We start from the raw sequence: 25,226 nt of genomic DNA on the forward strand, positions 1-25,226 counted from the left end.
CAGCGAGCTAAAAGTGTACGGATGATTGGCGAACGTCTGATCTCTGGCAGCTGGACTGCAACCTTGTTGACCGCAGCATGGATTCATTTAGGTGGCCAGGCACCAGAATACTTCGAGGCAGCAACTGCTTGCACAACACGCCAGAGGAAAAGATCGCGCATCATGTCAGCTGCTATTCGACAGTCAGATTACTTGGAACGCCCGGATATCTCGGACGATGACTTGCAGATCATCGGCGGTGTTGTCGTCACAGCACCAGAGTTGACCGTCATGGATCTGTTGCGAATTGGTGGCACACAACGGCACCAAGATCGAGCGTATGCACTCCTTGGAAGAACTAATATTGACTCATTAAGACGACGTTTCGAGGATCACAATACCTCACCGGATATAGTTGCTGCGCAAAAGCTTTTCGAATCCCTAGTGCGCCAATATCAGGGTGTTCCTCGGAAGGTAGCTTAGGTCGCTGCGGAGTTCTTATTGCGGTCAGAACGTCGATAGACATCGTAAACGCCATCAACTTGACGTACTGCGTTCATAAGATGATCAAGGTGATCGGTGTCACCCATTTCAAAGACAAAGCTTGTCTCAGCCACGCGATCCCGACGAGTTTTCACATTGGCGCTGAGAATGTTGACATGATGGTCAGCTAGTACCGCAGTTAGGTCTGACAACAGCTGCTTGCGGTCTAATGCAAGCACGAGAATATCAACGTTGAAGGTCGTGTCCGAAGTCGGAGCCCATTCGACCTCGATGAGCCGATCTTTTTCGGTTGTGTTGACTATATTCAAACAATCCTTGCGATGGACCGAAATCCCTGAACCTCTGGTGACAAATCCGATAATGCTATCTGGCGGTACGGGCGCACAGCACCGTGCCAGTTTAGCCATCACGTCGCCGGCTCCAGGAACCACGATGCCAGAGTCAGCATGTCGCGATGGCGGTGGAATGGTTGGGATCGACACCGTATCAGGTTCTGGTTCCGTTTTTTCATCTTCTGGAGACAGAAGACGTTCGATTCGGTCCAAGACATTTGTGAGTGACAATGTTCCATCGCCGACACCCACGTAGAGGCCCTGAATGTCTTCGCGGTTGACTTGTTCTGCGACTTTGCTGAGGGTATCAGTACTGAGCATCTGTTGCAGTGGGAGGGTACGTTTACGGGCCTCCTTGGTTAGGAGCTCCTTGCCGCGTTCGATTATCTCGTCTCTGCGTTCCTTCGAGAACCAGTGGCGTATGCGATTGCGTGCTCGGCCTGAACGCACGAATCCAAGCCAGTCTTGTGAGGGGCCAGCATTTTCATCTTTGTCAGTAAAGATCTCAACAGTGTCGCCGTGGTTGAGCACGGTATTTAACGGCACTAACCGATCATTGATACGTGCACCGACGGTACGATGTCCGACCTGTGTGTGAACGCTGTATGCAAAGTCCACAGGTGTGGAACCGGAGGGCAATGCCTTGATTTCCCCTTTCGGGGTAAAAACATAAACTTCTGCTGACCCGATTTCGGTACGCAGGGAGTCAAGAAAATCATTCGGGTCCGAAGCGTCTTGCTGCCAGTCGAGAACCGTCTTGAGCCAACCAGGGGTCTCTGCATCGGCCGTCCCACCGCGTTTGTAAACCCAGTGGGCAGCCACGCCGTATTCAGCTCGGTGGTGCATTTCATGGGTTCTGATCTGAATTTCAACACGTTTGCCGCCTGGCCCGATCACTGTGGTGTGCAGTGACTGGTACATGTTGAACTTCGGCATGGCAATGTAGTCTTTGAATCGCCCCGGAATCGGTGACCACCGAGCGTGAAGCGCACCTAAAACGGCATAACAATCACGAACCGAGTCAACAAGCACGCGGATGCCCAGCAAGTCGTAAATTTCATTAAATTCTTTGTCTTGTTCCTGCATCTTTTGGTAGATCGAGTAATAATGTTTCGATCGACCAGTCACCGTGGCTTTAATTTTAACCGAGCGCAGTTCTTTATCGACTTGTTCCGTCAGATTCGCAACAACCCGTTGGCGTTGAGGCGTCCGCTCCCCCACCAGTCGAACGATTTCTGCATAAACTTTTGGAGACAGTGCCGCAAATGAGAGATCTTCTAGCTCCCACTTGATCGTGTTCAGTCCCAGTCGATGTGCTAGCGCAGCATAGATTTCCAGGGTTTCTTTGGCTTTTCGAGCAGAGGATTCGGGAGCAACATAACGCCATGTGCGCGCATTGTGTAGCCGGTCGGCAAGTTTGATCATCAACACTCGCACATCTTTGGCCATCGCAATAATCATTTTGCGCACGGTCTCTGCTTCTGCAGCAGATCCGAAATCGACGCGGTCAAGTTTGGTGACCCCATCAACCAGCAGTGCAACATCTGCACCGAAGTCCTTCGTGAGCTGCTCGAGCGTATACTCAGTATCCTCGACTGTGTCATGTAACAGCGCTGCGATGAGCGTTTCACCGGTCAATCCGAGTTCGGCAAGAATTGTGGCTACCGCTACCGGATGGGTGATATATGGGTCACCCGATTTCCGGTATTGTTCACGGTGATGATAATTCGCCACGTTGAAAGCTCGGATAATAGGGCCGATATCATCTTTGGGATTCCGAACCTTTAAGGTGCGAATCAGGGGTTCCAGCAGCGGCGAGTAGCCTCGACCAGTCAGACGGGCGAAACGACCAAAACCTCGCGCTGGAGGCAGGGCATCGGGGCCCTTCTGTCCACCTTGAGGTGATGTTGGTTGTGATGAAGCCACAAACCCTCCCCTTACCACGAACGTCGATCTAGTCAACTAGTTTAGTGTCTCATAAACCTTAGGCGACACTTCATTGATGGATTCGAACATATCAGCTTAAAACCACAGTGTCCTATAACCTCCGGTTCGAGGCTATAGGACACCAGGTAAACGGTCCTGGAACGACTACTTCTGCGACGGTGTCCCAGCTTCTACGTCCTCGCCCTGCGGTTCTTGTGCACCTCTGCGATCTAGAACTCTGGCATCACGGTCTTGGATGGCTGCTTCGTTTCTCCGGAACAGCGCATACAGTGGCGCCTGGATAAACAAGGTGGCAACAGTGCCAACAATGATGCCGACGAAAATCGACAATGAAATATCGCGAAGTGTTCCTGCGCCAAGCAGTCCTGCACCGATGAATAGGATGGACCCAACCGGCAGAATACCCACGATGGAGGTCGTAATAGAACGAACCAATGTTTGGTTGACGGCTAGGTTGACCAGCTCGTTAAAGGTTCGCCTTCTGTCCTCGTCGAGGTTTTGGGTATTTTCGCGGATCTTATCGAATACCACGACGGTGTCATACAGCGAATAGGACAGAATCAACAGAAAACCGATAATGGCTGGTGGCGTTACTTCAAAGCCCACTGCCCCGTAAATACCAACAGTCAGTGCGACAACATACATCAGGCCAACGATGGCCGCTGCTGACATTTTCCAGGTTCGGAAGTAGATCGCTAAATACAGTGCGACCAATACCAGGAACACGATCAGGCCAATCAGCATCTGCTGCGATACGGCCTCACCCCAGGTTGGACCGACAAAGTTCGACGTCACCTGTTCTGGAGCCACGCTGTAGCCTTCTTGAAGATTCGTGGCTACCTGTAATGTTTGATCGTCGGATAATTCGGCGGTTTGAACGCGGATTGTTCCCGGCGCGATGGTGGTGGCTGTGGCTTCAACGTCTGGCAGAACTTCCGATACGGCTTCTTCACCAATGGATGGATCAGTATTTTCTACTGCCGAGACGGTGAATTCAGAACCGCCGCGAAATTCAATACCAAGATTGAAACCCCCGCGAAGTGCGGTAATGCCACCGGCTACAATCAAAAGGATCAATGCAACGACAAACCAGGTTTTCCATTTTTGGACAAACGGGTAGGATTTTTTGCCCGCATAGAGTTCGTTACCCCAGGTTGCTAAGCGACTCATGAGTCCTCCTGTGCAGGCTCGCTGTCTGATGTTCTGGATGTATGCAGCGCTGCTTCACGCTCTGCTGCACGGCGTTCGGCAATCGTCTGACGACGTTCGGATTCTTTGCCAGACCGTTTATTTTTCTTGGTCCGAAGCTCAACAACTTCTTGTTCTGGACGGAACTCACGAATTCGTCCAGCCCCCTGATATAAGGGCTTTTGACCTAGAAGTGACGGATCCATACCCGACATCGGGTGTCCTGAAGCGAAGAATCTGGTCTTAGCAAGCAGTTGCATGACCGGGTGGGTAAACATGTACACCACAATGAGGTCAGCAATAGAGGTCAGTCCGAGAGTGAAGGCAAATCCTCTAACGTTACCGACTGCCACGAAAAACAGCACTACCGACGCAAGGATGTTGACCAGCTTGGATACGGTAATAGTTCGTTTGGCTCGATCCCACCCATAGTTGACGGCGGACTCGAAGGGCCTGCCGTTGCGCATTTCGTCTTTGATGCGCTCGAAATACACGATAAACGAGTCCGCGGTCAGGCCTATCGACACGATAATGCCCGCGATCCCTGCTAGCGACAGGCGGTAGTTATCAGACCAGCCCAGCAAGACAATGGCTTGATAGGTGAAAACGCCCATAATCACAATGGATGTCAAGGTGACCAAACCGAGGGCACGGTATTGGAAGAATTGATAAATCGCAACCAGTGCGAGTCCAATCAGACCTGCGATAAGCCCCCAGAACAGCTGATCCTGCCCCAGCGTGGCTGAAATCTGTTGCTCTGATTCAACGTCAAAGGAGATAGGCAGCGAACCATACTGGAGCTGTTCGGCAAGTTGTGCTGAAGTTTCTTCGGTAAAGTTGCCAGAAATCTGCGCTTGGCCGTCAAGGATGACAGCTTGCGACGCAGGTGCAGACACAATCTGGCCATCGAGCAGAATCGCAAACTGGTTTTGTGGCGAACTCATGCCGGTCAGTCGTTGAGTGACTTCGCGGAACTTTTCCCCACCCTCATCTTCAAAACTGATGTTTACGACCCACTGGTTAGAAGAGACACCTGTTGGGGTTGAAGCCATCCCGTGCTCAGCAGAGTCGATCTCGTCGCCGGAAATTTCCAGTGGCCCAAGAATGTACTTGGTCTGTGTGCTGAAGTCACACGCGACAATTGCCTGATCTGCAGGTAGGTCGTCACGCACCTGTCCAGCTTCCGGAGCCGTACAGTCTGTGCTTTGGAACTCATCGTAGATTTCTGGTGTAATCCAGTTCGGATCGGAGCCGTTCTCAGGAGTCGCCTCGGGTTCTGGAATTTCAGAAATGTCAAGGCGTTCTTCTTCGGCAGTGGCCTGGAACGGTCCGGAGGTGAGAACCGACCGGAATTCCATGTTGGCTGATGCTTGGATCAATTCGCGGGTCTGGGCATCAGGGGTTCCAGGCATAGAGACAACGACATTGTTATCTCCTTGTGTATTAATTTCGGCCTCTGAGACACCGGAACCGTCGACACGTTGACGAATAATTTCAACGGCCTGGTTCATTTGTTCGGAGGTGACGGCTTCGCCCGTCGAGGTTTCTGGGGACAGAACCATTTGGGTGCCACCCTCGAGATCTAGGGCTAACAGCGGTAGACCATTGGAATTGTTAGTGGCAATGCCAATGCCCATGAGGACACCCAGGCTAACTATTATTGCGGTCAACCATGCCAGCGAACGTCGAGCACGGGACTGTGGGTTCTTAGACGCCATGGATATAACGGGCTTTCAATATGTTTTCTGACAAGGAGGAACTGTGCTGTCGGGTTTAGCGGTCGCGATCGTCACGCGGGTCTTTGTACTCTGACCCGTATTCGGTATCTGGGCTGTCCGGCGACGATTGTTCAGGATAATCTGGAATATCGTCGACGGTGATGTCAGATTCAGGAAGTTCCTCAGCGTTCGGTTCCTCAACTACCTGTCCGATTGCTTGCAGGTGAACAGTCGCAAAGTGTCCCGGAGACAGTTCGATGACGGCTTTATTGTCATCACGATCAACTTCGATGATAGTCCCGTAGAGCCCGAATGTCGTCATGATCTGCATTCCTGGTTGCATCGAAGCGCGTTGTTCTTGTTGAGTTTTCATAGCTTTACGGCTACGACGGATCATCATGAAGAACAGTAAACCAAGCACTGCCAACATGAGGAGCATAAACATGCTCGAACCGCCTTCTTGACCGCCTTCGGCTTGTGCGATAACGGTGGCGAACTCAGCGTTATGGGTCATTAATCATCTACCAACTATCTTGTTGTCATACAGTACAGGGCTGTGCACTCACGGAAAACTGCCGGTCTTACGGCACTTACACACAATGTCTGAGCCTATCCTAATGGCCTGACTTAAATACCGTGAATTTCATGTCGCTATCCCGCGGTAACCGGTGCATGTTGTGTCGCTCAGTCTCCGTCATCAAAAAAGAGCATTCCTTCTGTATCTTCCTGCGGCACGTAGCTTCCTCGCGCGTCATGATGCCCATCGACGTGTGGTTCATGAGTCGTGCTTTCTGGTAACAGCGACCACAGACTTTCCGAGGCAGTATCCTCGGGAGGCTTAAGACCAAGGTGTTCCCACGCGGCCGGCATGGCGATCCGCCCTCGGGGGGTCCGACCTAATAAACCTTCGCGTACGAGATATGGTTCTGCTACAGTCTCAACAGTTTCAATTTCTTCTCCTACGGCGATGGCAAGTGTTGACAGCCCTACCGGTCCCCCATTGAATTTCGTGCACAGGGCTTCCAGTACCGACCTGTCGAGTCGGTCCAGCCCACGCGAATCAACTTCATACATTTCCAGTGCTGAAGCTGCTGCACGTGCGTCCACTGAAGCTAAATTATTAACCAGGGCCCAGTCACGGACCCGTCTTAACAGCCTGTTAGCGATTCTCGGAGTGCCGCGAGAACGGGAGGCAATCTCAGTAAATGCCTCACTTGTCAGGCCTACATCCAACATGGCCGCAGATCGACGAATCACCATTTCGAGTTCTTCAGTCGAATAGAAGTCTAGATGTCCGGTGAAGCCAAAACGGTCCCGCAGCGGAGCCGGTAACAGGCCCGCCCGTGTGGTTGCTCCAACAATGGTAAAAGGGGGCAATTCAAGTGGAATAGAAGTCGCGCCTGCACCTTTACCGACCACAATATCGACCCTGAAATCTTCCATGGCCATATAGAGCATTTCTTCTGCTGGTCGAGACATGCGATGGATTTCATCCAGGAAGAGCACTTCACCTTCCGTCAACGAAGACAAAATTGCGGCTAGATCACCTGAGTGTTGGATTGCTGGTCCAGAGGTGATCCGCAACGGTGCTCCCATTTCCTCAGCCACAATCATCGACAGTGTCGTTTTGCCCAAGCCGGGAGGACCCGATAGCAGAATATGATCTGCGGTCGCGCCGCGAAGCTTTGCTGCTTCTAATACGAGAGCCAGTTGTTGTCTAACGCGGTGTTGACCTACGAAATCCGCGAGGTTTTTGGGTCGCAAGGCTGCTTCGACATCGCGTTCCTCGGTGGACGCGTTACCGGTCACGATCCGTTCTTCATTGTGCGGGGAGAAACTTGAGTCTGTCATAAATTAGAGCCGTTGCCTTCTTTGGCCTTCGCCAAGATTTTGCAGGGTTGCGCGCAGAGCAGCTGAAACGTCAGGAGACTCTGCCAGATCTGGATTCGTTTCCAACGCGTTGGCAATCCCCTTCAGCGCATCTTTTTCGTTCCAGCCAAGACCGATAAGCGCCTGCTGGACTTGATCTTTCCACGTTGGCTCATGTCTACGGCTACTCGTCGTTGATGGCTGATCGGGTTCGTCCCGTGGGACAAGTTTGCCAGACAGTTCAAGTATGATCCGCCGTGCAGACTTCGGCCCGATACCCGGGACCTTGGTAAAGGCTTTATCGTCTTGTTGATCGATGTGCTGTCGAACCTCATCAGGGTCAAAAACGGACAACACCGCTAACGCGATTCGCGGCCCGATGCCTGAGACGGTCATCATCGTTTCGAAGATCTCACGTTCATCAGCGGTGCCAAATCCGAAAAGGACTGGGTCGTCATCACGGATCATCAGCAATGTTTGAACCGTCATTTCGCTGCCGAGCCGGAGTGCCGACAGAGTGTTGGGACTAGCCGAAAATACGTAGCCAACGCCGGCAACCTGTATCACGGCCTTATCCGTCCCAATATGTTGGATTTCGCCCGTTAGCGACGAGATCATATACTCTCCCTCTGACGGCTATCCACCATCATATTTTCACGTGATTATACGCCTTGATTACGGTCCGGGCGGTGGTACCAGGCCTATTTCGTTCGTTTTTCAGCTGCCAGCCACAGCTTCTGAGCGGGGGTTAAATTCGCAGGTTTATTCTCGAATCTAGATTTTTTTGCTGGACTGGTCAGTTTGCCCGTGTCTAGTCCGCGTCCAAAGAGTCCTCCCCGCCATGCGTGTGCAATAGCAACAGCAATCGCGTCAGCTGCATCGGCCGGCTTCGGAGTGGTTTCGAGGTTCAAAATGCGAGTCACCATGGCAGTGACTTGTTGCTTATTGGCACTGCCCGAACCGGTCACCGCAGCTTTGACCTCAGAGGGCGTCAATAATGCGGTAGGAATGTCTTTGCGGGCCGCCGCAGCAATAGCCACGCCAGAGGCTTGTGCTGTGCCCATCACCGTCGGGGTATTATGCTGGGCAAACATCCGCTCAACTGCAAGATGGTCAGGTTGATACTTCACAAGCCAGGCATCCATGGCTCGGTCAATAACTGACAACCGATGACCTATTGATTCTGTACCTGGACTTCCTACCACGGTCACATCAACGAGCCGCGCGCTGCGATTCGCAGCGATGTCAACAACGGCAATACCGCAGCGCGTCAGCCCCGGGTCAACGGCGATGACACGGAGTATCCCGGAGGTAGTCTTTGTATGGACACGTCGGTTGGTCACTTAGGCGTCCTGGGCTGCCATTTCTTCAAGCACCTCAGCAGAGATTTCGACGTTGGTATAAACATTTTGTACGTCATCGAGTTCTTCGACGGCGTCCCAAAGTTGTACGAAGGAGCTAGCTGCTTTCGCGTCCAGTTCAATTTTCGTCTCAGCATAGAATTCCACATCATCAGATTCGTATTCGATGGCTGCGTCATCAAGAGCTGTTGAAACGCTCTGTACATCTGATGGGTCGGAAATAATTTCAAATACTGTGCCTGATCGAACTATCTCTTCGGCTCCAGCTTCGATAACTGCCATCATGACGTCGTCTTCTTCAGTATTTTCGGCCGGTACACGGACTACTCCACGGCGTTCAAACATGAAGGCGACAGATCCGGGGTCAGCCATTTGTCCGCCATTACGAGTGACGGTGGCCCGTACTTCAGACGCTGCACGGTTTCGGTTATCGGTCAAACATTCGATGAGCAGCGCCGATCCTGCCGGACCACGCACTTCATACATGATTTCGACATAGTCAACGACTTCACCGGTCAGTCCGGCGCCGCGTTTGATAGCCCGATCGATATTGTCATTGGGAACAGATTGTTTTTTGGCCTTGGTTACGGCCAGCTCAAGGGCAGGGTTTCCGTCTAGGTCGGCCCCACCAGCCCGAGCGGCCACTTCAATAGCCTTAATGTGGGTGGCATACATTTTGGCGCGTTTGGCGTCCAGCGCGGCTTTCTTATGCTTCGTTGTATGCCATTTTGAGTGACCTGCCACTGTAGTAGACTCCTCTCCCGTTTAACACAACGGGTGTCAAGGGTAGATTGAACGCCTCCCAGTATAGAGGCTTAGTCGTTATTCAGCAGGTCTTGCGCTTGACAGGCTCAGTCGCGAAGGGGAGGTTCCATTGAGTAAAACATGCAGCCACGTCAATATAGCCGATTCAAACAGCACTGGGTCAACGTTCCACTCGCGTGTGTGACGAGCCTGTTGGAATCGAATCATGCTGACAAGACGACGGTTCTTATGTGCTAATTGTTCTGAAGGACCAATCGGGACAAAGTCGTCGTCCTGGGAGTGCAATATCAAGATCGGATGGGTGATCTCACCGGAGCGACTGACCCAATCGAGTTGGCGGAAATCTACCGGGGCTGCCAGTCCTGTGATGGTGCGTCCCCAGGGAGATTCGATCAGCCAGCGTCCTAATTTACCGGCAGGATGTGGCAAACGATTGATCCGAGCTTGATGCCGCAACACATCTAACCAATCAATGACCGGACCGATCAGCACGAGGCCTTGTACATAACGGGCCAGTGAGGAGCGTCGAGCTAGTTGCAGGCTGACTGCCGCGCCCATAGAGTATCCAGCCAGGACCACAGATGTTGCACCGTTATTGAGCGCATATAAGATTGCGGCCTCAATATCCGGCCATTCGGTGGCACCCAACCCATATCGTTTGTCCCGAGCATCCGGTGCTTCACCGTCATTGCGGTAGGAAACTAATAGTCCAGGCATTCCCATTCGTTGTGCGACGCCCATCATCCGCAGTCCTTCGTTGCGTTTAGAACCACGCCCGTGAACGGTAATCATCCAGGTATCATGGAATTGCGTTTGACGCCTGGGAGGAATAAACCATGCTGGCGCAAGACCGTTGTCTACGGAAATCCATACATCTCGATATACATAACCGGCTTCTCGTGGCGTAGGCCACACGAATCCCGCCCACCGTCCACGTACAGCCGTGGACAGGTCCCCACTGTAAATTTCTTCTACCTGTCGGGTAACAATTTGTTGCTTACGATCGATTGATACGATTTCACCGATGCGAGCTACTCCTTGGCTCTCGTGAAAGACCAAGGCATATTGCCCGCGTACAGTGGTCTGATTCGTAACCGCAAGATCGACGAGATCCGGAGTCTTGTCATCGGTGGAGGGCCGATACCGATAGATGCGAACATCTTCTGCTGGATGCGGCTCGGGAGTGACCACCGTGCGAGCAAAAATGGAAGCAAGCGTGGGAATCGCTGCTAGGACACTACCTGCCAGTGCCCCAGTGATAGCTCCCACGGCTGACCAACGAATGGTACGTTTCGTTCGACGATTTTGGGTGTGGGAAAATGGCGTTCGGACAAAATTACCCAGGTAGTTGTCACCCATGCCTAACATTCTGACGCGAAGTGCAATTTTTTACCAGCCGCTCGGAACCGTTTCGCCTGATTGCGTATGGGAAGTTTTGCAATGAGGCAAAACAGTGGAATTGTCATTGTCACTAACGATAGATTGGCTACATGACAAGCACATCAGGTTTCTCCCAGTCAGCCAATGAGCCATTAGCCGCTGAGCAAGCACGAGCCTTATCGGAGGACCAATGGCGCCAACGATTGAGTCCCGAGGCCTTCCAGGTGCTACGCAAAGCTGGGACGGAGCGTCCTTTTACCGGTGAATACTGGGACTCTGAAGAAGCGGGGGTGTACTCCTGCCGAGCTTGTGGCCAGGAACTTTTTGCTTCCACGACAAAATTTGATGCCCGATGTGGCTGGCCGTCGTTCTATGCGCCAACTGATAACGAACGCATCGTCTATATCGAAGATAATTCACTAGGCATGACACGAGTGGAAGTCCGGTGCGCCAATTGTGATTCACACCTGGGACATGTTTTTGCCGGCGAAGGTTTCGATACCCCAACAGACCTTCGCTACTGTATTAACTCCCTGAGTCTAAACTTGACAAAGTCCAACGAGTAATTACTCGTTAGCAGGTTTGCGGCGCGCCGTCCACAAATCCTTCAAGTGGGGGTTTAAGCTGGGCATGTGAACCCACGACAGTCTCATGCGCAAGCCCTGCAGGCCGCTCCGCAGACATTCAGAGTGGCTCTTAATCAGTTGCGTCAAGCCAAGACACGCGATGAGGTCGAGCTCAACGAGGTTCCTGCGCCTGTCAAACTTGCCCCTTATGCAGTGGCAATGTCTGCTGATGTTGCAGCCACCAACGGCGAAGCACTGGCAGTTGGTCGCTTCATCATGCTCTACGATCCTGAATATTCGGAAGTCTGGGACGGAAATTTCCGAATTGTTACGTATATCAAAACTCGGCTTGAGTCCGACTTGGGAGAAGACCCGCTCGTCTCAGAGGTTGCCTGGACTTGGATGGTTGAGGCACTCGAGGACGCATATGCCACCTACCGTCAACCCGGAGGCACCGCAAGTCGAGTATTGTCACAAGGGTTTGGCATGTTGGATCAGCAAATCGAGACGATAGACTTAGAGCTCCGTGCGTCCTGGACTCCAGAAGGTGACTATCTTGATCGGCATCTGACTGCTTGGAGTGATATGGTCTGCACATTCGCAGGACTACCACCCGTAACCGAGGGTGTCGTTCCGCTTAGCCGACATCGAAGGAAGTAACAATTTCTAGCACACATCTCACGGCAGGTGATTCCGAGGAATCTCAGCACGCCGCTGAGACCTCACAGGTTCACGATCCTGTTCTCATTGACCAGCCTATCGCCGGGATACCGTCAGTAATTGACACCCCGGCTCAGCTCCAGCACGCTGCAGACAAACTCAGCGCTGGCACCGGACCTGTGGCCGTAGATACCGAACGGGCCAGTGGATACCGGTATGGGCAACGGGCTTTTCTGATCCAACTCAAGCGTGATGGCGACACGATTTGGCTCATTGATTCTGAAGCTCTTAAGGACCTTGAACCAATACAACGAGCCTTGACAGGAGTCGAGTGGATTCTGCATGCGGCCATTCAAGATTTGCCTTCGCTACGGCAAGCCGGTCTATGGCCTGACCGACTCTTCGACACTGAGCTTGCCGGCCGACTGCTCGGGTATCCTCGTGTGAGTTTGTCCGCCTTGTTGGAACGCAAGCTCAACGTCACGTTAGCTAAAGAGCATTCGGCGGCAGATTGGTCTGTTCGACCGCTGACTGAAGACATGCGCAATTACGCCGCACTGGACGTTGAGTTGCTTCATCAACTGCGCGAAGCAATGATTGATGAGCTCCGCAGTGAGCACAAACTTGAAATCGCTTATGAAGAGTTCAATGCACTACTGACGCGCCCACTCAAGCCGCCACGGAAGGATCCATGGCGCAAGACCTCAGGGATTCACGAGATTACCGATCGTAAAGCGTTAGCTGTCGTTCGCTCTCTATGGACAACCCGCGAAAAACTTGCTCAGTCTCGTGATGTCCCTCCTGGGAAGCTACTCAATGACCGCACCCTGATTGCAGTGGCAAAGGCGCGGCCCCGAACGGTTCCGCAACTCATGAAGATCCCCCGCATGCGGCGTCGTGCTGCAGCTAAAGATGCACGCCGCTGGCTACAAGCAATCCAAGACGGTATCAAAATAGCCCAGGACCCCGATAAAGTCCCGCCATTAAGAGTTTCTTCTCAGGCTCCCCCAGCGGTCAAAGCATGGCGAGAAAAAGACCCGCTAGCCTCACGGCGTCTGCAAACATGTCGAAAACGGCTCACTAAGATCGCTGAAGAACGGAGCATGCCACTTGAAAATCTCCTCTTACCCGAGACTCTTCGGGAGTTATGTTGGCGTCCACCCGAGCCGATCACCCCGCAATCGGTCGAACGTCGCCTGCGGGACCTCGGTGCTCGTCCATGGCAAGTACAAGCAACCTCAGCGGTTGTCACCGTTGCCCTTTTGGACCCAGATCCTCTCGACAATTAATCCACTCCACCATCAGACCCAGCTGTAAAGCCAGGATTCAACACAATATGACCTGCTGCAAAAAACTTCCGAACCGTCGAACATTCCTAACCGCTACTGGAGCCGCTGTAACCGCAGCCGTCGCCTTATCGGCATGTTCACCAGGCCCTGAACAAGAGACCTTTTCCGGTGGCGCTTTGACCAAAGCGCTGGCTTTAGAGGATCTGCAGCCCGGAACATCCGTGCAGATGGCAGTAGGTGCCAATCAAGTGTTGATACATCGTGAAAGTCAGGATGTGGTGCATGCCTATTCTGCAGTCTGCACGCATCAAGGCTGCATTGTCGGCGTGAACGACGACGATGCCTCATCTCCGTTTGTTTGCCCATGTCACGCCTCGAAATTTGACAAGCTGACAGGCGATACGGTCGCGGGTCCTGCGCAACGGCCGCTAACCAGACATGAGACAGCCATTAAAGACGGTTGGATTCTCGTGCAGGTAGAGCCGGCCTAGCGCTCAATCCCGCGGATTTGAATAAGGGCCCCGGTTCGGGCGCGGGCGCCCCATAATCTGTCGAGTTGAGACTTTCTTCGCCGGATCCCAGGTCGGGTCTTCGGCATGGCGACGTGGATAGTAGCGTTTAATCCACCACCACCAGGCGACGGAGCCGATACCGGGCAAAATGAAGATGGCCAAGACCCACCATAGACGTTGTACTGCGTTCAGCGGTGCTTTCGTCAGGCTCCACAGCGACCAAACCATGAGCCCTACGAGGCTGATTGCCCCGATGTTTATGGCGATGTCAAAAACTGTACTGATGATCGGCTACTTTCATACGACGTGAACTATTTAGAATAGTGCAATCTTGTCGACGGCCGGAAAGATCTCATCTAACTCCGCGAGGTCATCCTCCGTGAATTGATATTCAAGAGCTCGCGCATTCTGTTGAACTTGCTCCACTCGAGTCGCTCCGGCAATCACAGATGCCACGGGATTTTGCGCCGCTAACCAACCAAATGCTACATCAACCTGACTAATGTCACGTTCTTCGGCAAATCGTGCATAGCGTGCTAGCTGATCCCAGTCAGCATTTTTGACCATGTGTTGACGAACATACGATAGTCTGGCACCAACCGGTCCTCCGCTGGGATTGTATTTTCCGGTCAATAAGCCATTATTTAACGGGAAATAGGGGAATACTCCCAAGTTGAACGCCCGTGCTGCAGGCAGAACCTCCAGCTCCGCTCTGCGATCCATGAGATTGTAATGGTTTTGGGCAGAAATAAACCGTTCCGTTCCCAACTCTCTAGCTACGTATTCGGCCTGTGCAATTTGCCAGCCGGCAAAGTTTGAATGCCCAATGTACCGGACTTTACCCTCAGTAATAAGATGGTCGAGGGCGGCCAACGTCTCTTCGATCGGTGTCAGCGGATCCGGGGTGTGATATTGCAGTAAATCAATGTAGTCAGTCTTGAGTCGCTGCAAAGACGCCTCTACTGCTGCGATGATATAGCGGCGGGATCCTCGTGCACCAAAATCTGGGCCGTTGGTGCCTTTCATGTCCATCCCAAATTTCGTGCCGATGACAACGTGCTCTCGTCTGGTAGCCAGCGCCTGTCCGAGGTACTGTTCAGAAAGGCCAGGTGTTTTGCCATAGATATCAGCTGTATCGAAATACGTAATACCGGCATCAACGGCGGCGTTGACAACTCGGATTGCTTCTTTGGGCTCTTCTGTAGCAGATTGCGGACGTCCCAAATTGTTGCAGCCGAAACCGATGGCCGATACCACCAGTCCGGATTGGCCAACACGGCGATATTGCATTTTTAGCTCCGTTCTATCCGCAACCGGTCACTTCGGAAGTCAGTCTTCTTGAGCACTTCCTGTGTAAGCTTCATCGCCTTGCCTCGGTGCACCGTGTGCACTGCGATGCTGAACGCCGGTTCATCAGGTGTCATGTGATATTCATCCACAGTGCCCAAACCTCTCCAGCCGAGCAGTCCGGAATACGCTATGGTGAATTTCTCTGCGTTGGTCTTTTCAACCTGGGTAGGGGTTGTCCCCTTAAATCTAATTTTGACCGTCACTGTCTCGTGTTCAGTATCGGCGGCATCCACATAATGATCGGTAAGGTTCTGTTGTTCAAAAGATGCCAGCAGGACATCTGCTTCAGCTGCATCGGCGACTTTTTCGACTGTAGTCGTCCCGGTGTCCCCAACTGCTCCGTGGTGAAGCACAAATTCACCGGTTTCTTCTTCCCACCAGGCTTCGCGGTAGTGGGTCGGGCGTTGCGCGCCGTCTGCCGTGTAGTACATGCGAAGAATACTCACAAAAATCCTAGAGATAGATACGGATATATTTCAGTAGTGATACTACCGGGAGGTTTTGGGTGCATCGTACAGCGTAATGGCCCGGCACCCACCGTCTGGGTACCGGGCCATTGTTACGTCAAAAGGTTCGACGTGTCAGCTGAGTGTTCCGCTTCTTATTTGTTCTTGGCGGCCATCTGACGCAAGACGTACTGCAGAATACCACCGTTGCGGTAGTAGTCTGCTTCACCTGGTGTATCAATGCGAACTACTGCATCGAATTCGACTTTGCTGCCGTCTTCCTTGGTTGCGGTGACGTGTACGGTCTTTGGTGTCGTTCCGTTGTTGAGTTCCGAAACACCTGAGATGTCGAAGGTTTCGGTACCGTCAAGGCCCAGCGAGTCGGCTGATTCACCGGCCGGGAATTCCAGTGGGAGCACGCCCATACCGATCAGGTTCGAACGGTGAATACGTTCGAAGGATTCGGTGATGACGGCTTTGACGCCGAGCAGCGCGGTACCTTTGGCTGCCCAGTCACGAGATGAACCGGAACCGTACTCTTTACCACCCAAAACAACCAGCGGTGTGCCGGCTTCCTGGTAGTTCATAGCTGCGTCGTAAACGTAAGCCTGTGGGCCGCCTTCTTGGGTGAAGTCGCGAGTAAACCCACCTTCTACGCCGTCCAACATCTGGTTACGGATACGGATGTTGGCGAAGGTACCGCGAATCATAACTTCGTGGTTACCACGACGGGAGCCGTAGGAGTTGAAGTCTTTACGCTGGACGCCGTGCTCGAGCAGATATTGACCTGCTGGAGTGTCGGACTTGAACGCGCCGGCTGGGGAAATGTGGTCAGTAGTGACCGAGTCGCCCAGTTTCAGCAGGACGCGCGCACCAGTAACGTCCTGGACAGGTTCTGGCTGCAGGGTCATGCCCTCGAAATAGGGTGGTTTACGAACGTAGGTAGATTCTGGATCCCAGTCAAAGGTCGAACCTTCTGGAGTATCCAGGCTCTGCCAGCGGTGGTCGCCATCGAAGATCGTCGAGTATTCCTTGTTGAACATTTCGGTGTCGATGGAACGGTCGATGATTTGCTGAACTTCGGTTGGATCTGGCCAGATATCGGCAAGCATGATGTCGTTGCCTTCGGAGTCCTGACCCAGTGGTTCGTTTTCGAAATCGAAGTCCATGGTGCCAGCCAGAGCGTAGGCGACAACCAGTGGTGGTGATGCCAGGTAGTTCATTTTCACGTCTGGGTTAATGCGGCCTTCGAAGTTACGGTTCCCCGATAACACCGAGGTGACTGCCAAGTCGTTATCGTTGACAGCCTTGGAAATTTCTGGTGCCAGTGGACCGGAGTTACCGATACAGGTGGTGCACCCGTAACCAACGATGGAAAATCCGAGTTCTTCTAAGTGTGGAATAAGACCGGATTTTTCATAATACTCAGTCACGACACGAGACCCTGGGGCAACAGAAGTCTTGACCCACGGTTTAGCGGTCAGACCTTTTTCAACGGCGTTTCGAGCTAGCACAGCTGCAGCCATCATGACCGATGGGTTCGAAGTGTTGGTGCACGAGGTGATCGATGCGATGGCGACTTTACCGTGATCTAGTTCGAATTCGCGTCCGTCATCAAGCTGCACTTCGGCGGTACGCGATGGGCGGCCTTTACCAGCTTCATCGGTGTCAGCAAAGTCGTGGATGTCTTTGCGGAACTGATCTTTGGAGTCATCCAGGATGATGCGGTCCTGTGGACGACGTGGTCCCGAGATCGATGGGACAACGGTGGACAGATCCAGTTCCATGTATTCGGAATATTCAACTTCGTTGGAAGGATCGTGCCACAGGCCTTGCTCTTTGGTGTAGGCTTCGACGAGTTTGATGTTCTCTTCGGAGCGACCGGTCAGACGCAGGTAATCAAGGGTGACTTGATCAATTGGGAAGATTGCGGCGGTCGAGCCGAACTCTGGCGACATGTTACCGATGGTTGCGCGGTTGGCCAATGGGACAGAGCCGACACCCTCACCGTAGAATTCTACGAATTTTCCAACAACGCCGTGCTCACGCAACATTTCGGTGATGGTCAGGACAACGTCGGTTGCGGTGGCGCCCGATGGGATTTCTCCGGTGAGTTTGAAACCAACAACGCGTGGCACAAGCATGGAAACTGGTTGACCAAGCATGGCTGCTTCGGCTTCGATACCGCCAACACCCCAGCCGAGAACACCCAGCCCGTTGACCATGGTGGTGTGGGAGTCAGTACCAACACAGGTATCCGGGTAGGCGCGCAGTACGCCGTCAACTTCACGAGTCATGACAGCGCGTGCGAGATATTCGATGTTGACCTGGTGGACAATTCCCATGCCTGGGGGAACAACTTTAAAGTCATCAAATGCAGTCTGACCCCAGCGTAGGAACTGATAACGCTCACCGTTTCGCTGATATTCGATTTCGACGTTACGTTCGACGGCGTCAGGGGTGCCAAAGTGATCGATCTGTACCGAGTGGTCAATAACCAGTTCGGCTGGTGCCAGTGGGTTGACCAGCTCGGGGTCTCCACCCAGGTCCACAATGGCTTCACGCATCGTAGCCAAGTCAACAACACAGGGAACACCAGTGAAGTCCTGCATCAAGACGCGAGCCGGAGTGAACTGAATTTCGGTGTTGGGCTGAGCGGAAGGATCCCAGTTGGCCAGGGCCTGGATTTGCTCCTTGGTGATGTTCTCTCCGTCTTCTGTACGGAGCAGGTTCTCTAAAAGAATCTTCAGTGAGAAAGGAAGTTTCTCAGAACCTTCAACTTTGTTGAGTCGAAAAATTTCGTACTCAGCACCATCGACGTCCAAGACGCCTTTGGAGCCGAAGCTATCAACTGTAGTCACAGTGGACTCCTCTTTTCCCGCCCACAAGGGGCGTTTCCATTGTCCTGTGTAAGCTGTGTCGCTCAATGCATGCAAGTGACACGCCAGGGCACTGCCGGTGCGAACCGCCCAGCCCGGTCAGAGCATGCGTGGGCGGTGTGAACTTTATTCTAACGCCAGTTACTCGCTGTCTCGCGATTGTCTCAATGTAGCGGAGGGCCGAAATGTTGTTACGGTCTCCATGTGATAAGTATCTGGGAACAGGTCGTAGATGGTACTGTCTTCAATTTCCCAGCCGTGTTCTACCAACCATTTGGTGTCACGGGCAAACGAGGCCGGGTCACACGAGACATAAACAATCTTTTCAGCAGCTAGTTGATGAATTCTTGTAATCGTGGCTCGCCCTGCGCCTGCTCGTGGTGGGTCAAGGACCACAGCATTGACCCGACGACCGTCTAGACCACCATTGGCCACTGGAGCTTGCGGGCGTTGTAGCCAAGACCCAATGATGCGGTCGGTGAGACCATTGATCACATAGGCCTGTTTTTGGTCGTGCAAGTTCTTCCGTGCATCACGCGATGCACCGGGAGAAGCCTCAACAGATAATACGACACCGCTATTTCCAACTGAGTCCGCTAAGAACTTGGAGAAGAGGCCCGCACCGGCGTATAAATCAGCGATAACTTGACCTGGTTGTGGATCCAACGCGTGGATGACAGCTTCGACCAGGGTTGATGGAGCATCACGGTGCACCTGCCAGAAACCATCACCCGATACCCGGAATGTGTGGCTTCCGAATTCTTCTGTTTCCACCACCTCGGTCAACCAGGTTCGGCCGCGTAGTCGCACCATCTCCAATGGCCCGAATTGTTCGCTGCGTAGGCCGACGACCACCGAAACCTTGGCTGGGAGGTGGATCATGCGTTTACGCCACTGCGCAATGTGCTGCTCGAGTTGTTTCTTATTTGATGCAACGGCCTCCAGTGGGAAGATCACCACCAGGACTTCTTCGCCGTGAGCTGGCGTGGCGACTTCTACACGCGCCGCCCCTGTGAAATCTATGTCCCATAGCTGCAGGGCATCAAGTTGTCGAACGCCCAGCGGAATATTGCGTACCGGGACGACTGTGGCAGATCGATGCACATTCATTGCCAACCGGCCGGTGGAAGTTACAGAGAAAGCATTGCGGGTCCGCCAGTGCAATCCAGTGGGTTCGTCTTCGGCAATACCTACAACTGCGGCTTCTACGTTGAGTTTGCCAATACGTGTCATCGTGTCACGGAATACTTGTGCTTTAAGACGGCGCTGATGTTCTAACGTGATGTGGCCAAATTCCGCGCCACCAACCGGGAAACGGCCAGAGGCATGGGCGCGGATGGAATCTGCGAGCTTCCATTGGTGTGAACGACGAAACTCGGAAGGCCGAACGACTGACACAGTATCCGCACGCCAGAACCGGGCGTCCTCTCCCCCTGATGTTACTGCCGCGTTGACGATTTCACCTGGAATCGCATGACGTACAAAAACAACTCGTCCATCATGTCGAGCGACACAATGCCCGCCATGAGCCATAGCGCCTACTTCAAGTGTGAGGATCTGGCCAGCATCTTTGTCATGTGCTGCCAGATGCGCGGCAGTTTGTGAACCTGTGCTTGTCATTGATCGCCCTGCTTCAAATCTTGGTGTGAGTGGTACTGGATTGTGAAACTCGGCAGACCGAATTTCACGCGGAATTCATTTATCAATGTCCAGTCACCATAGTATCGCTTCGCATTGTGTGATGTATCACCGTGACGTGTAAGGTCATATTCTTGGCTCAGTCCCGCTCTCACCTGGGGTGTTAGTATCTGATGAAAATTGGTCTCGTGTCATATGTCGATCTTTGGCCGGTTTTGAGACCAACCAGCCAAACCACAAGACCAAAGCATAAAGTGGCACACCCATTACAAGACGCGCCGTCCCTAGAGCTACAACATCATCTGCCCAATACATTGGGAGCTGGACAAGCAAACGAGCCCCAAAAACCAGGACCATCAACGCCGTTGCGATTTGGTATTTTCTTCGACGAAGGAGGTTCTTTTGCCAGCCAATTCCTTCGCCACGGACCCATCCATAGATGAGACCCATGATGGGCCATTTCACAGCCATCGACAATGCGAAGACCGCCCCATATGCCGCCGAGATGTAAAAACCGATCACATAATAGCCACGTGCATCATCTTGAAGCAATGCCACTGCGGCCGACACCGCAACACCTAAGACTCCGGCGAGGGCTTGTGTCAGCGGTTGTCTTTGTAGAAGGCGCATTAGGCTGGCTAGTGCTGCCAGACCTACCGCGAAAAGTGCCGAAGTCCACACGTCGGTGGTGATGATAAACGAGATGAGAAAGACCAGTGCCGGCACAATAGCCTCGGCAATACCGCGAATCCCACCGACTGACGCCAGCAGGTCGAGTTCGCCTACTCTTGTCACCGCGGTTCGGCCAGCAAGCTTCTTGGCGACTTGCTCGAGCGGTTCTTTGTTATTTATTGGCTCGTGTTCCGCGTTGTCCATGACCGTGCTCGTTTCCGGTTCGTTATACAATAAACAGTTCCTGACCGGAGTCTATTGTTGGGCGTCTGGTTGTTGTTTTGCTTGTTGACGTCGACGGACTGCAGCTTCTCGCATAGCCGTCACCACGCTTTGAGGTGGTATCAGCTCCAGCATCTGACGAGCAGGTAGCGGACGTTCACCGCGGTCAATCACGGTATTTTTCAAAATGTCGTACAGTATGTCGGCTTCGTCTTTTTGGATTGCCGACTTCCCCATAAGCATTGCGCGAATCATCCACCGGGGGCCATCAATACCAATGAATCGTGCGATGCGTTCGCCCTTACGGCCATCTGGGAGTTCAGCTGGAATTCGGATGAGCAGTTCATTGCCAAATTCGCCTTCTTGGACGGTGACCGAGGCTCCTTGAGCACCCTTATTCTGCTCGTACATCTCTTGGCGAATTTCTTCCCACTGACCGCCGGAACGCGGAGCAGCAAATGCTTGAATTTGCAGCGTGGAATTGTCATGAACGGCTGAAACAGCAAATACTTTTTGCTTGGATTGTTCCTGCTCTAACCGATAAGAAACATTTTTGCGCAAGGGAACTTTGATTGTCCCCAGGTCCATGTAGCCCTTGCTGAAGTCGTGGGTATCAACTTCGGAAATATCGAAAGGACCTTCTGGACGTTGATCAGCGACGGGGTCGTCTTCTGCGTCCCGTAGGTGCTCAGGCAAGACAACAGTTTCGGTTTGAACGTGTCTATTGCGTCCAAAAAGCATCGTATAACTTCTCCTTAAATTCTTCCCGTCGGCGCTTTCGACTTATTGCCGAGCACTGAAACTACCGGTGGAACCAAAACCTGAATCCTGACGAATGGAGTTTGGAAGCTCTTGAACGACCGTAAATTCAGCCTGATATACCGGTTGAATAACCAACTGTGCGATGCGTTCGCCGCGCTTGAGCTCAATGGATTCGTTGGGATCCAAGTTAATAAGTGCCACCTTTATTTCTCCTCGATACCCGGCATCAATGGTACCCGGAGCATTAACGATACTCAGGCCTTGCCGTGTTGCCAGACCGGAACGAGGATGGACGAAGCCGGCGAAACCGTTGGGGATAGCTACGGCCACACCAGTCGGAACGAGTTGACGCTGACCGGGAGCCAGCGTGACGTTGATGGTAGTCACCAGATCAGCTCCGGCGTCACCGGGGAGCGCATAGGTAGGAAGCGCAATACCGTCGTCCAAAAGTTGCAGCTCAATGTTGAGCTGATGTGGGGAACGATCATGGTCAGACGGTGAAGTCGGCATGCGGTGCACTCTCCTGGCGCTTATGTTGAATACTATCGATCCACAGTCTAGTCGTCGGCGGTGGTTAACACCCAAAATAGGAGTCTGCTCGGCCAGGCCTGTAGGCTGGAGATCATGACAGAAAATGCGGACAAACGAATAGGGCCGGGAGGTTCACCGATCGTCTATCATGAGACGCTTCGGCCTTCTTGGTCTATGTGGTTATTGGTATTACTTGCCGCAGCGCTTGGTTGGCTTACCTTAGCCCCCCTTAGTATCGGCTGGGGCATTGTGTCTGGTGTGATTGTGGCTGGTATTGCAGCGTTCGGTCTAATTGCTTCTTCCTCGGACGTTACCGTGACTACTACCCATCTACAGGTTGGACGTGCCACCATTGAGCGCGAGCATGTTGGTGCGGTGATCGGTTATGTAGGCGATGATGCGTTTGCTCAGCGAGGTCGAAAATTGCATGGGTTGGCTTACCTACATCTTCGCAGCTGGATTAAACCAGTGGTCCGCATTCAAATCGAAGATGCTCAGGACCGTACCCCATACTGGTTGACTTCGACTCGTAACCCAGAAGAGTTGGTTTCTGTGCTGGGTGGTTCCATGCACGTGGTAGATGCTACCCAAACCGACGACGAAGATATTCCGGAATGGTTAATCGAAGCCGAGCGACAACGGCTAGAAGCAGAACAAGCTGAAGACAATCGCAAACAGCAAAACGATAATGGTCTGCGCTGATATTCACTGTTAAAACAGGCAAAGGGGCAACCGTGAGCATCACGGATAGGCCCCTTTGTTATCTGATCGACAAAAAGCTTTACGCAGTCGCGCCTCAGACGTCTGGTGCTAGCCTTCGCAGTCGGTGCAGTACAGCAGACCGTCTTCTTCAAGTGCGACCTGCGAACGGTGACGAACCAAGAAGCATGAAGCACAAGTGAATTCGTCTTGCTGAGCGGGAAGAACAGTCACTTGGAGCTCTTCGTCAGACAGGTCTGCACCAGGCAGCTCGAATCCTTCTGCTGCTTCGGCTTCATCTTCGTCTACGACAGCAGACTGTGTGTCAGTGCGGCGTGACTGTAATTCCTCAATGGAGTCCTCGCGAAGCTCTTCGTCGTTCTTGCGGGGAGCGTCGTAATCCGTAGCCATGAATCTCGCATTCGGTTAGGTGTTCGCATCAATTTTTGATGCATTCTTTCAGATGCTGATCTACGTTCTATCACGAAGGTAAACAGCTGCGAGGCAGATTCACCTTAAGCGGATTCTGTCTCGCGTTTCGTGGTGATCTAACCTTATTGAGGGCTAGTTTGCAAATTGGGTTCACTAGATGTCAAGAGTGTGGCTAAGATGACCGCTAAAATATGCGCCACACCGCGTAAATTCCCTGCATTTTACCAGGATACATGGCAGAGTTCACACAGAAGCAGTAAATGTTCGGAGGCCTTGCATGGGTTCAACTATCAGGAACGATTCCGCTCGTCGGCTTCGTTTAGTGGGAGTTGCTGATAACGCAGACGAGCTGGTCTTGTCTAACAGTGACGGTGAAGAGTTTTACCTGCCTATCACCGACGCGTTGCGCAACGCTGCCACACGACCAATCGGCAGACCATCAGCTGCCGCCGCCGACGAGGCAGCCAAAGAGCTTTCTCCGCGCGAAATCCAGTCGATGCTGCGCGCCGGTGCGACAGTGGACGAACTTGCCGAGCAACACGACTACGATCGAAGTAGCCTTGAGGTGTACGCCACACCAATCATTGCTGAGCGTGATTGGATTGCTCGCCAAGCTCAAGACATTGAAGTCGCGGCTCCACAACTTGGAAACCAAGCCTACGAAGCGGTATTTGGGGACGAACCAGCGCTTCTTGGCGAAATGGTGAGCCATCGACTAGAAGCCCTGGGGTTGGATCCTGAAACCCTTGAGTGGGACGCCTGGCGGGATGCTGATTCCACTCTCTGGACTATTTCAGCCAACTTTTCCGTACAAGGCTTGGCGGATTCCTCGATTGGAGATCCTCCCCCAGCATTGTGGAATTACAAACTGCAGTCCCAACATCTGGACAATGCCAATCACTGGGCTCAGGTACTCAGTGAATTTGGGCCTGCGGACTCTCCGTTGGTTTCGACGTCCACGCGGGGCTTGTTCACCACGGTAAGCGATCATCCGTTTGATGTTGAGTCTGATCAACGTCCAGGACGCGAACCACACGGCCAGAATAATGAGGCACAGGAAGACCTCCTGGATGTGTTACATGCTCGCCGCGGACAGCGCCTAGGCGTTGATGAAGAATCCGATGATGAATTAGCCGCGATGATTACTCGCGAAGAACAGCCCTCGACTCCGCACCGACCTAAGCTAATCGTCTCAGAAGACTATGACGATTTAGACCACGAGGTTTCAGCAGTTACCAGCGAAGTAGAAGTCGCCTGGTCCGACGACAACGGAGAAGACCCGGCACATTGGGATGGACGTGAAGTAGTAGCAGGCGAATTTGTGCCAGACGACGATGAAGCACCATCAGAGGCACATGCACCAGTACCGCACCCGGTTCAGGCAGAGACTTCTGCCGATACTGACGATGGGGCACCCAGCGACGAGTCAAAGAAACTTGAACAGCAAGGTCGTTCACGCAAACGACCTACGGTACCAAGTTGGGACGAGATTATTTTCGGCACAAGAAAAGACTCTTAGCCGTAT

General features: G+C 52.8%; 24 protein-coding genes and 2 pseudogenes. 8 read left to right on the forward strand and 18 right to left on the reverse strand.

Features of this window, described 5'->3' with window-relative positions:
- A pseudogene (locus K8V32_RS12710) lies at positions 1-462 on the forward strand (hypothetical protein); the annotation flags it as partial.
- On the opposite strand, the gene K8V32_RS12715 reads toward K8V32_RS12710, so the two are convergent.
- The 9 genes from K8V32_RS12715 to K8V32_RS12755 all read right to left on the reverse strand — a co-directional run bounded on the left by K8V32_RS12715 (position 459) and on the right by K8V32_RS12755 (position 10,932).
- A complete protein-coding gene (locus K8V32_RS12715) occupies positions 459-2,687 on the reverse strand; it encodes a RelA/SpoT family protein (protein WP_303908216.1) in 2,229 nt (742 codons plus the stop codon). The pseudogene K8V32_RS12710 and the gene K8V32_RS12715 sit on opposite strands and share 4 nt — an antisense overlap.
- Before the next feature lie 219 nt (positions 2,688-2,906).
- Positions 2,907-3,932, reverse strand: a complete 1,026-nt coding sequence (gene secF, locus K8V32_RS12720) for a protein translocase subunit SecF (RefSeq protein WP_303908133.1) — start codon at positions 3,930-3,932, stop codon at positions 2,907-2,909.
- The gene (gene secD / locus K8V32_RS12725) at positions 3,929-5,668 is read right to left on the reverse strand and encodes a protein translocase subunit SecD (protein ID WP_303908136.1); all 1,740 of its coding nucleotides are present in this window, start codon (positions 5,666-5,668) and stop codon (positions 3,929-3,931) included. Before secD ends, secF begins: the two co-directional genes overlap by 4 nt.
- Before the next feature lie 55 nt (positions 5,669-5,723).
- The gene (gene yajC / locus K8V32_RS12730; RefSeq protein WP_303908140.1) at positions 5,724-6,182 is read right to left on the reverse strand and encodes a preprotein translocase subunit YajC; all 459 of its coding nucleotides are present in this window, start codon (positions 6,180-6,182) and stop codon (positions 5,724-5,726) included.
- 170 nt (positions 6,183-6,352) lie between these two features.
- Positions 6,353-7,519 (reverse strand): Holliday junction branch migration DNA helicase RuvB, encoded by a 1,167-nt coding sequence (gene ruvB / locus K8V32_RS12735; protein WP_303908143.1) that lies wholly within the window; start codon positions 7,517-7,519, stop codon positions 6,353-6,355.
- Between the two features lie 3 nt (positions 7,520-7,522).
- Entirely contained in the window at positions 7,523-8,155 is a 633-nt protein-coding gene (ruvA, locus tag K8V32_RS12740) for a Holliday junction branch migration protein RuvA (protein WP_303908146.1), read from the reverse strand.
- 83 nt (positions 8,156-8,238) lie between these two features.
- Positions 8,239-8,880, reverse strand: a complete 642-nt coding sequence (gene ruvC / locus K8V32_RS12745; RefSeq protein ID WP_303908147.1) for a crossover junction endodeoxyribonuclease RuvC — start codon at positions 8,878-8,880, stop codon at positions 8,239-8,241.
- Positions 8,881-9,642: a YebC/PmpR family DNA-binding transcriptional regulator gene (locus K8V32_RS12750; protein ID WP_303908149.1), complete on the reverse strand. Its 762-nt coding sequence runs from the start codon at positions 9,640-9,642 to the stop codon at positions 8,881-8,883.
- Between the two features lie 78 nt (positions 9,643-9,720).
- Entirely contained in the window at positions 9,721-10,932 is a 1,212-nt protein-coding gene (locus tag K8V32_RS12755) for an alpha/beta hydrolase family protein (RefSeq protein WP_303908152.1), read from the reverse strand.
- A 221-nt stretch (positions 10,933-11,153) separates the two neighbouring features.
- Here K8V32_RS12755 and msrB point away from each other — a divergent pair, with 221 nt between their 5' ends.
- The 5 genes and pseudogenes from msrB to K8V32_RS12775 all read left to right on the forward strand — a co-directional run bounded on the left by msrB (position 11,154) and on the right by K8V32_RS12775 (position 14,049).
- Positions 11,154-11,609: a peptide-methionine (R)-S-oxide reductase MsrB gene (gene msrB / locus K8V32_RS12760; RefSeq protein WP_303908155.1), complete on the forward strand. Its 456-nt coding sequence runs from the start codon at positions 11,154-11,156 to the stop codon at positions 11,607-11,609.
- Positions 11,610-11,675: 66 nt separating this feature from the next.
- Positions 11,676-12,269: a DUF3000 family protein gene (locus tag K8V32_RS12765; RefSeq protein ID WP_524536742.1), complete on the forward strand. Its 594-nt coding sequence runs from the start codon at positions 11,676-11,678 to the stop codon at positions 12,267-12,269.
- A 98-nt stretch (positions 12,270-12,367) separates the two neighbouring features.
- Positions 12,368-13,558 (forward strand): HRDC domain-containing protein, encoded by a 1,191-nt coding sequence (locus K8V32_RS12770; protein WP_524536744.1) that lies wholly within the window; start codon positions 12,368-12,370, stop codon positions 13,556-13,558.
- Between the two features lie 47 nt (positions 13,559-13,605).
- A pseudogene (locus K8V32_RS14660) lies at positions 13,606-13,692 on the forward strand (twin-arginine translocation signal domain-containing protein); the annotation flags it as partial.
- 42 nt (positions 13,693-13,734) lie between these two features.
- Positions 13,735-14,049, forward strand: coding sequence for a QcrA and Rieske domain-containing protein (locus K8V32_RS12775; protein WP_303908158.1), 315 nt, complete (start codon positions 13,735-13,737; stop codon positions 14,047-14,049).
- A gap of 3 nt (positions 14,050-14,052) precedes the next feature.
- Here K8V32_RS12775 and K8V32_RS12780 read toward each other — a convergent pair whose 3' ends face one another.
- The 8 genes from K8V32_RS12780 to dut all read right to left on the reverse strand — a co-directional run bounded on the left by K8V32_RS12780 (position 14,053) and on the right by dut (position 22,549).
- Positions 14,053-14,298 (reverse strand): hypothetical protein, encoded by a 246-nt coding sequence (locus K8V32_RS12780; RefSeq protein WP_303908161.1) that lies wholly within the window; start codon positions 14,296-14,298, stop codon positions 14,053-14,055.
- An 87-nt stretch (positions 14,299-14,385) separates the two neighbouring features.
- Positions 14,386-15,360, reverse strand: coding sequence for an aldo/keto reductase (locus tag K8V32_RS12785; RefSeq protein ID WP_303908163.1), 975 nt, complete (start codon positions 15,358-15,360; stop codon positions 14,386-14,388).
- 2 nt (positions 15,361-15,362) lie between these two features.
- A complete protein-coding gene (locus K8V32_RS12790) occupies positions 15,363-15,866 on the reverse strand; it encodes a hypothetical protein (RefSeq protein ID WP_303908166.1) in 504 nt (167 codons plus the stop codon).
- Between the two features lie 155 nt (positions 15,867-16,021).
- On the reverse strand, positions 16,022-18,727 hold the full coding sequence (gene acnA, locus K8V32_RS12795; RefSeq protein ID WP_303908169.1) for an aconitate hydratase AcnA: 2,706 nt from the start codon (positions 18,725-18,727) through the stop codon (positions 16,022-16,024).
- 159 nt (positions 18,728-18,886) lie between these two features.
- Positions 18,887-20,365 (reverse strand): class I SAM-dependent RNA methyltransferase, encoded by a 1,479-nt coding sequence (locus K8V32_RS12800; protein WP_303908171.1) that lies wholly within the window; start codon positions 20,363-20,365, stop codon positions 18,887-18,889.
- A gap of 144 nt (positions 20,366-20,509) precedes the next feature.
- Positions 20,510-21,289, reverse strand: a complete 780-nt coding sequence (locus K8V32_RS12805) for a DUF3159 domain-containing protein (RefSeq protein ID WP_303908174.1) — start codon at positions 21,287-21,289, stop codon at positions 20,510-20,512.
- A 21-nt stretch (positions 21,290-21,310) separates the two neighbouring features.
- Entirely contained in the window at positions 21,311-22,018 is a 708-nt protein-coding gene (locus K8V32_RS12810) for a DUF3710 domain-containing protein (RefSeq protein ID WP_303908177.1), read from the reverse strand.
- A gap of 42 nt (positions 22,019-22,060) precedes the next feature.
- Positions 22,061-22,549, reverse strand: coding sequence for a dUTP diphosphatase (dut, locus tag K8V32_RS12815; RefSeq protein WP_303908180.1), 489 nt, complete (start codon positions 22,547-22,549; stop codon positions 22,061-22,063).
- A 114-nt stretch (positions 22,550-22,663) separates the two neighbouring features.
- Here dut and K8V32_RS12820 point away from each other — a divergent pair, with 114 nt between their 5' ends.
- The gene (locus tag K8V32_RS12820) at positions 22,664-23,272 is read left to right on the forward strand and encodes a DUF3093 domain-containing protein (protein ID WP_303908183.1); all 609 of its coding nucleotides are present in this window, start codon (positions 22,664-22,666) and stop codon (positions 23,270-23,272) included.
- A 108-nt stretch (positions 23,273-23,380) separates the two neighbouring features.
- On the opposite strand, the gene K8V32_RS12825 is transcribed toward K8V32_RS12820, so the two are convergent.
- On the reverse strand, positions 23,381-23,680 hold the full coding sequence (locus K8V32_RS12825; RefSeq protein ID WP_043057917.1) for a DUF4193 domain-containing protein: 300 nt from the start codon (positions 23,678-23,680) through the stop codon (positions 23,381-23,383).
- A 298-nt stretch (positions 23,681-23,978) separates the two neighbouring features.
- Between K8V32_RS12825 and sepH the strand changes: the two genes are divergently transcribed.
- On the forward strand, positions 23,979-25,220 hold the full coding sequence (gene sepH, locus K8V32_RS12830) for a septation protein SepH (RefSeq protein WP_303908186.1): 1,242 nt from the start codon (positions 23,979-23,981) through the stop codon (positions 25,218-25,220).
- Positions 25,221-25,226 lie beyond the last annotated feature (6 nt).

This window comes from Enteractinococcus helveticum (genome assembly GCF_020742345.1).
In the GTDB taxonomy this organism is placed as follows: Bacteria; Actinomycetota; Actinomycetes; order Actinomycetales; family Micrococcaceae; genus Yaniella; species Yaniella helvetica_A.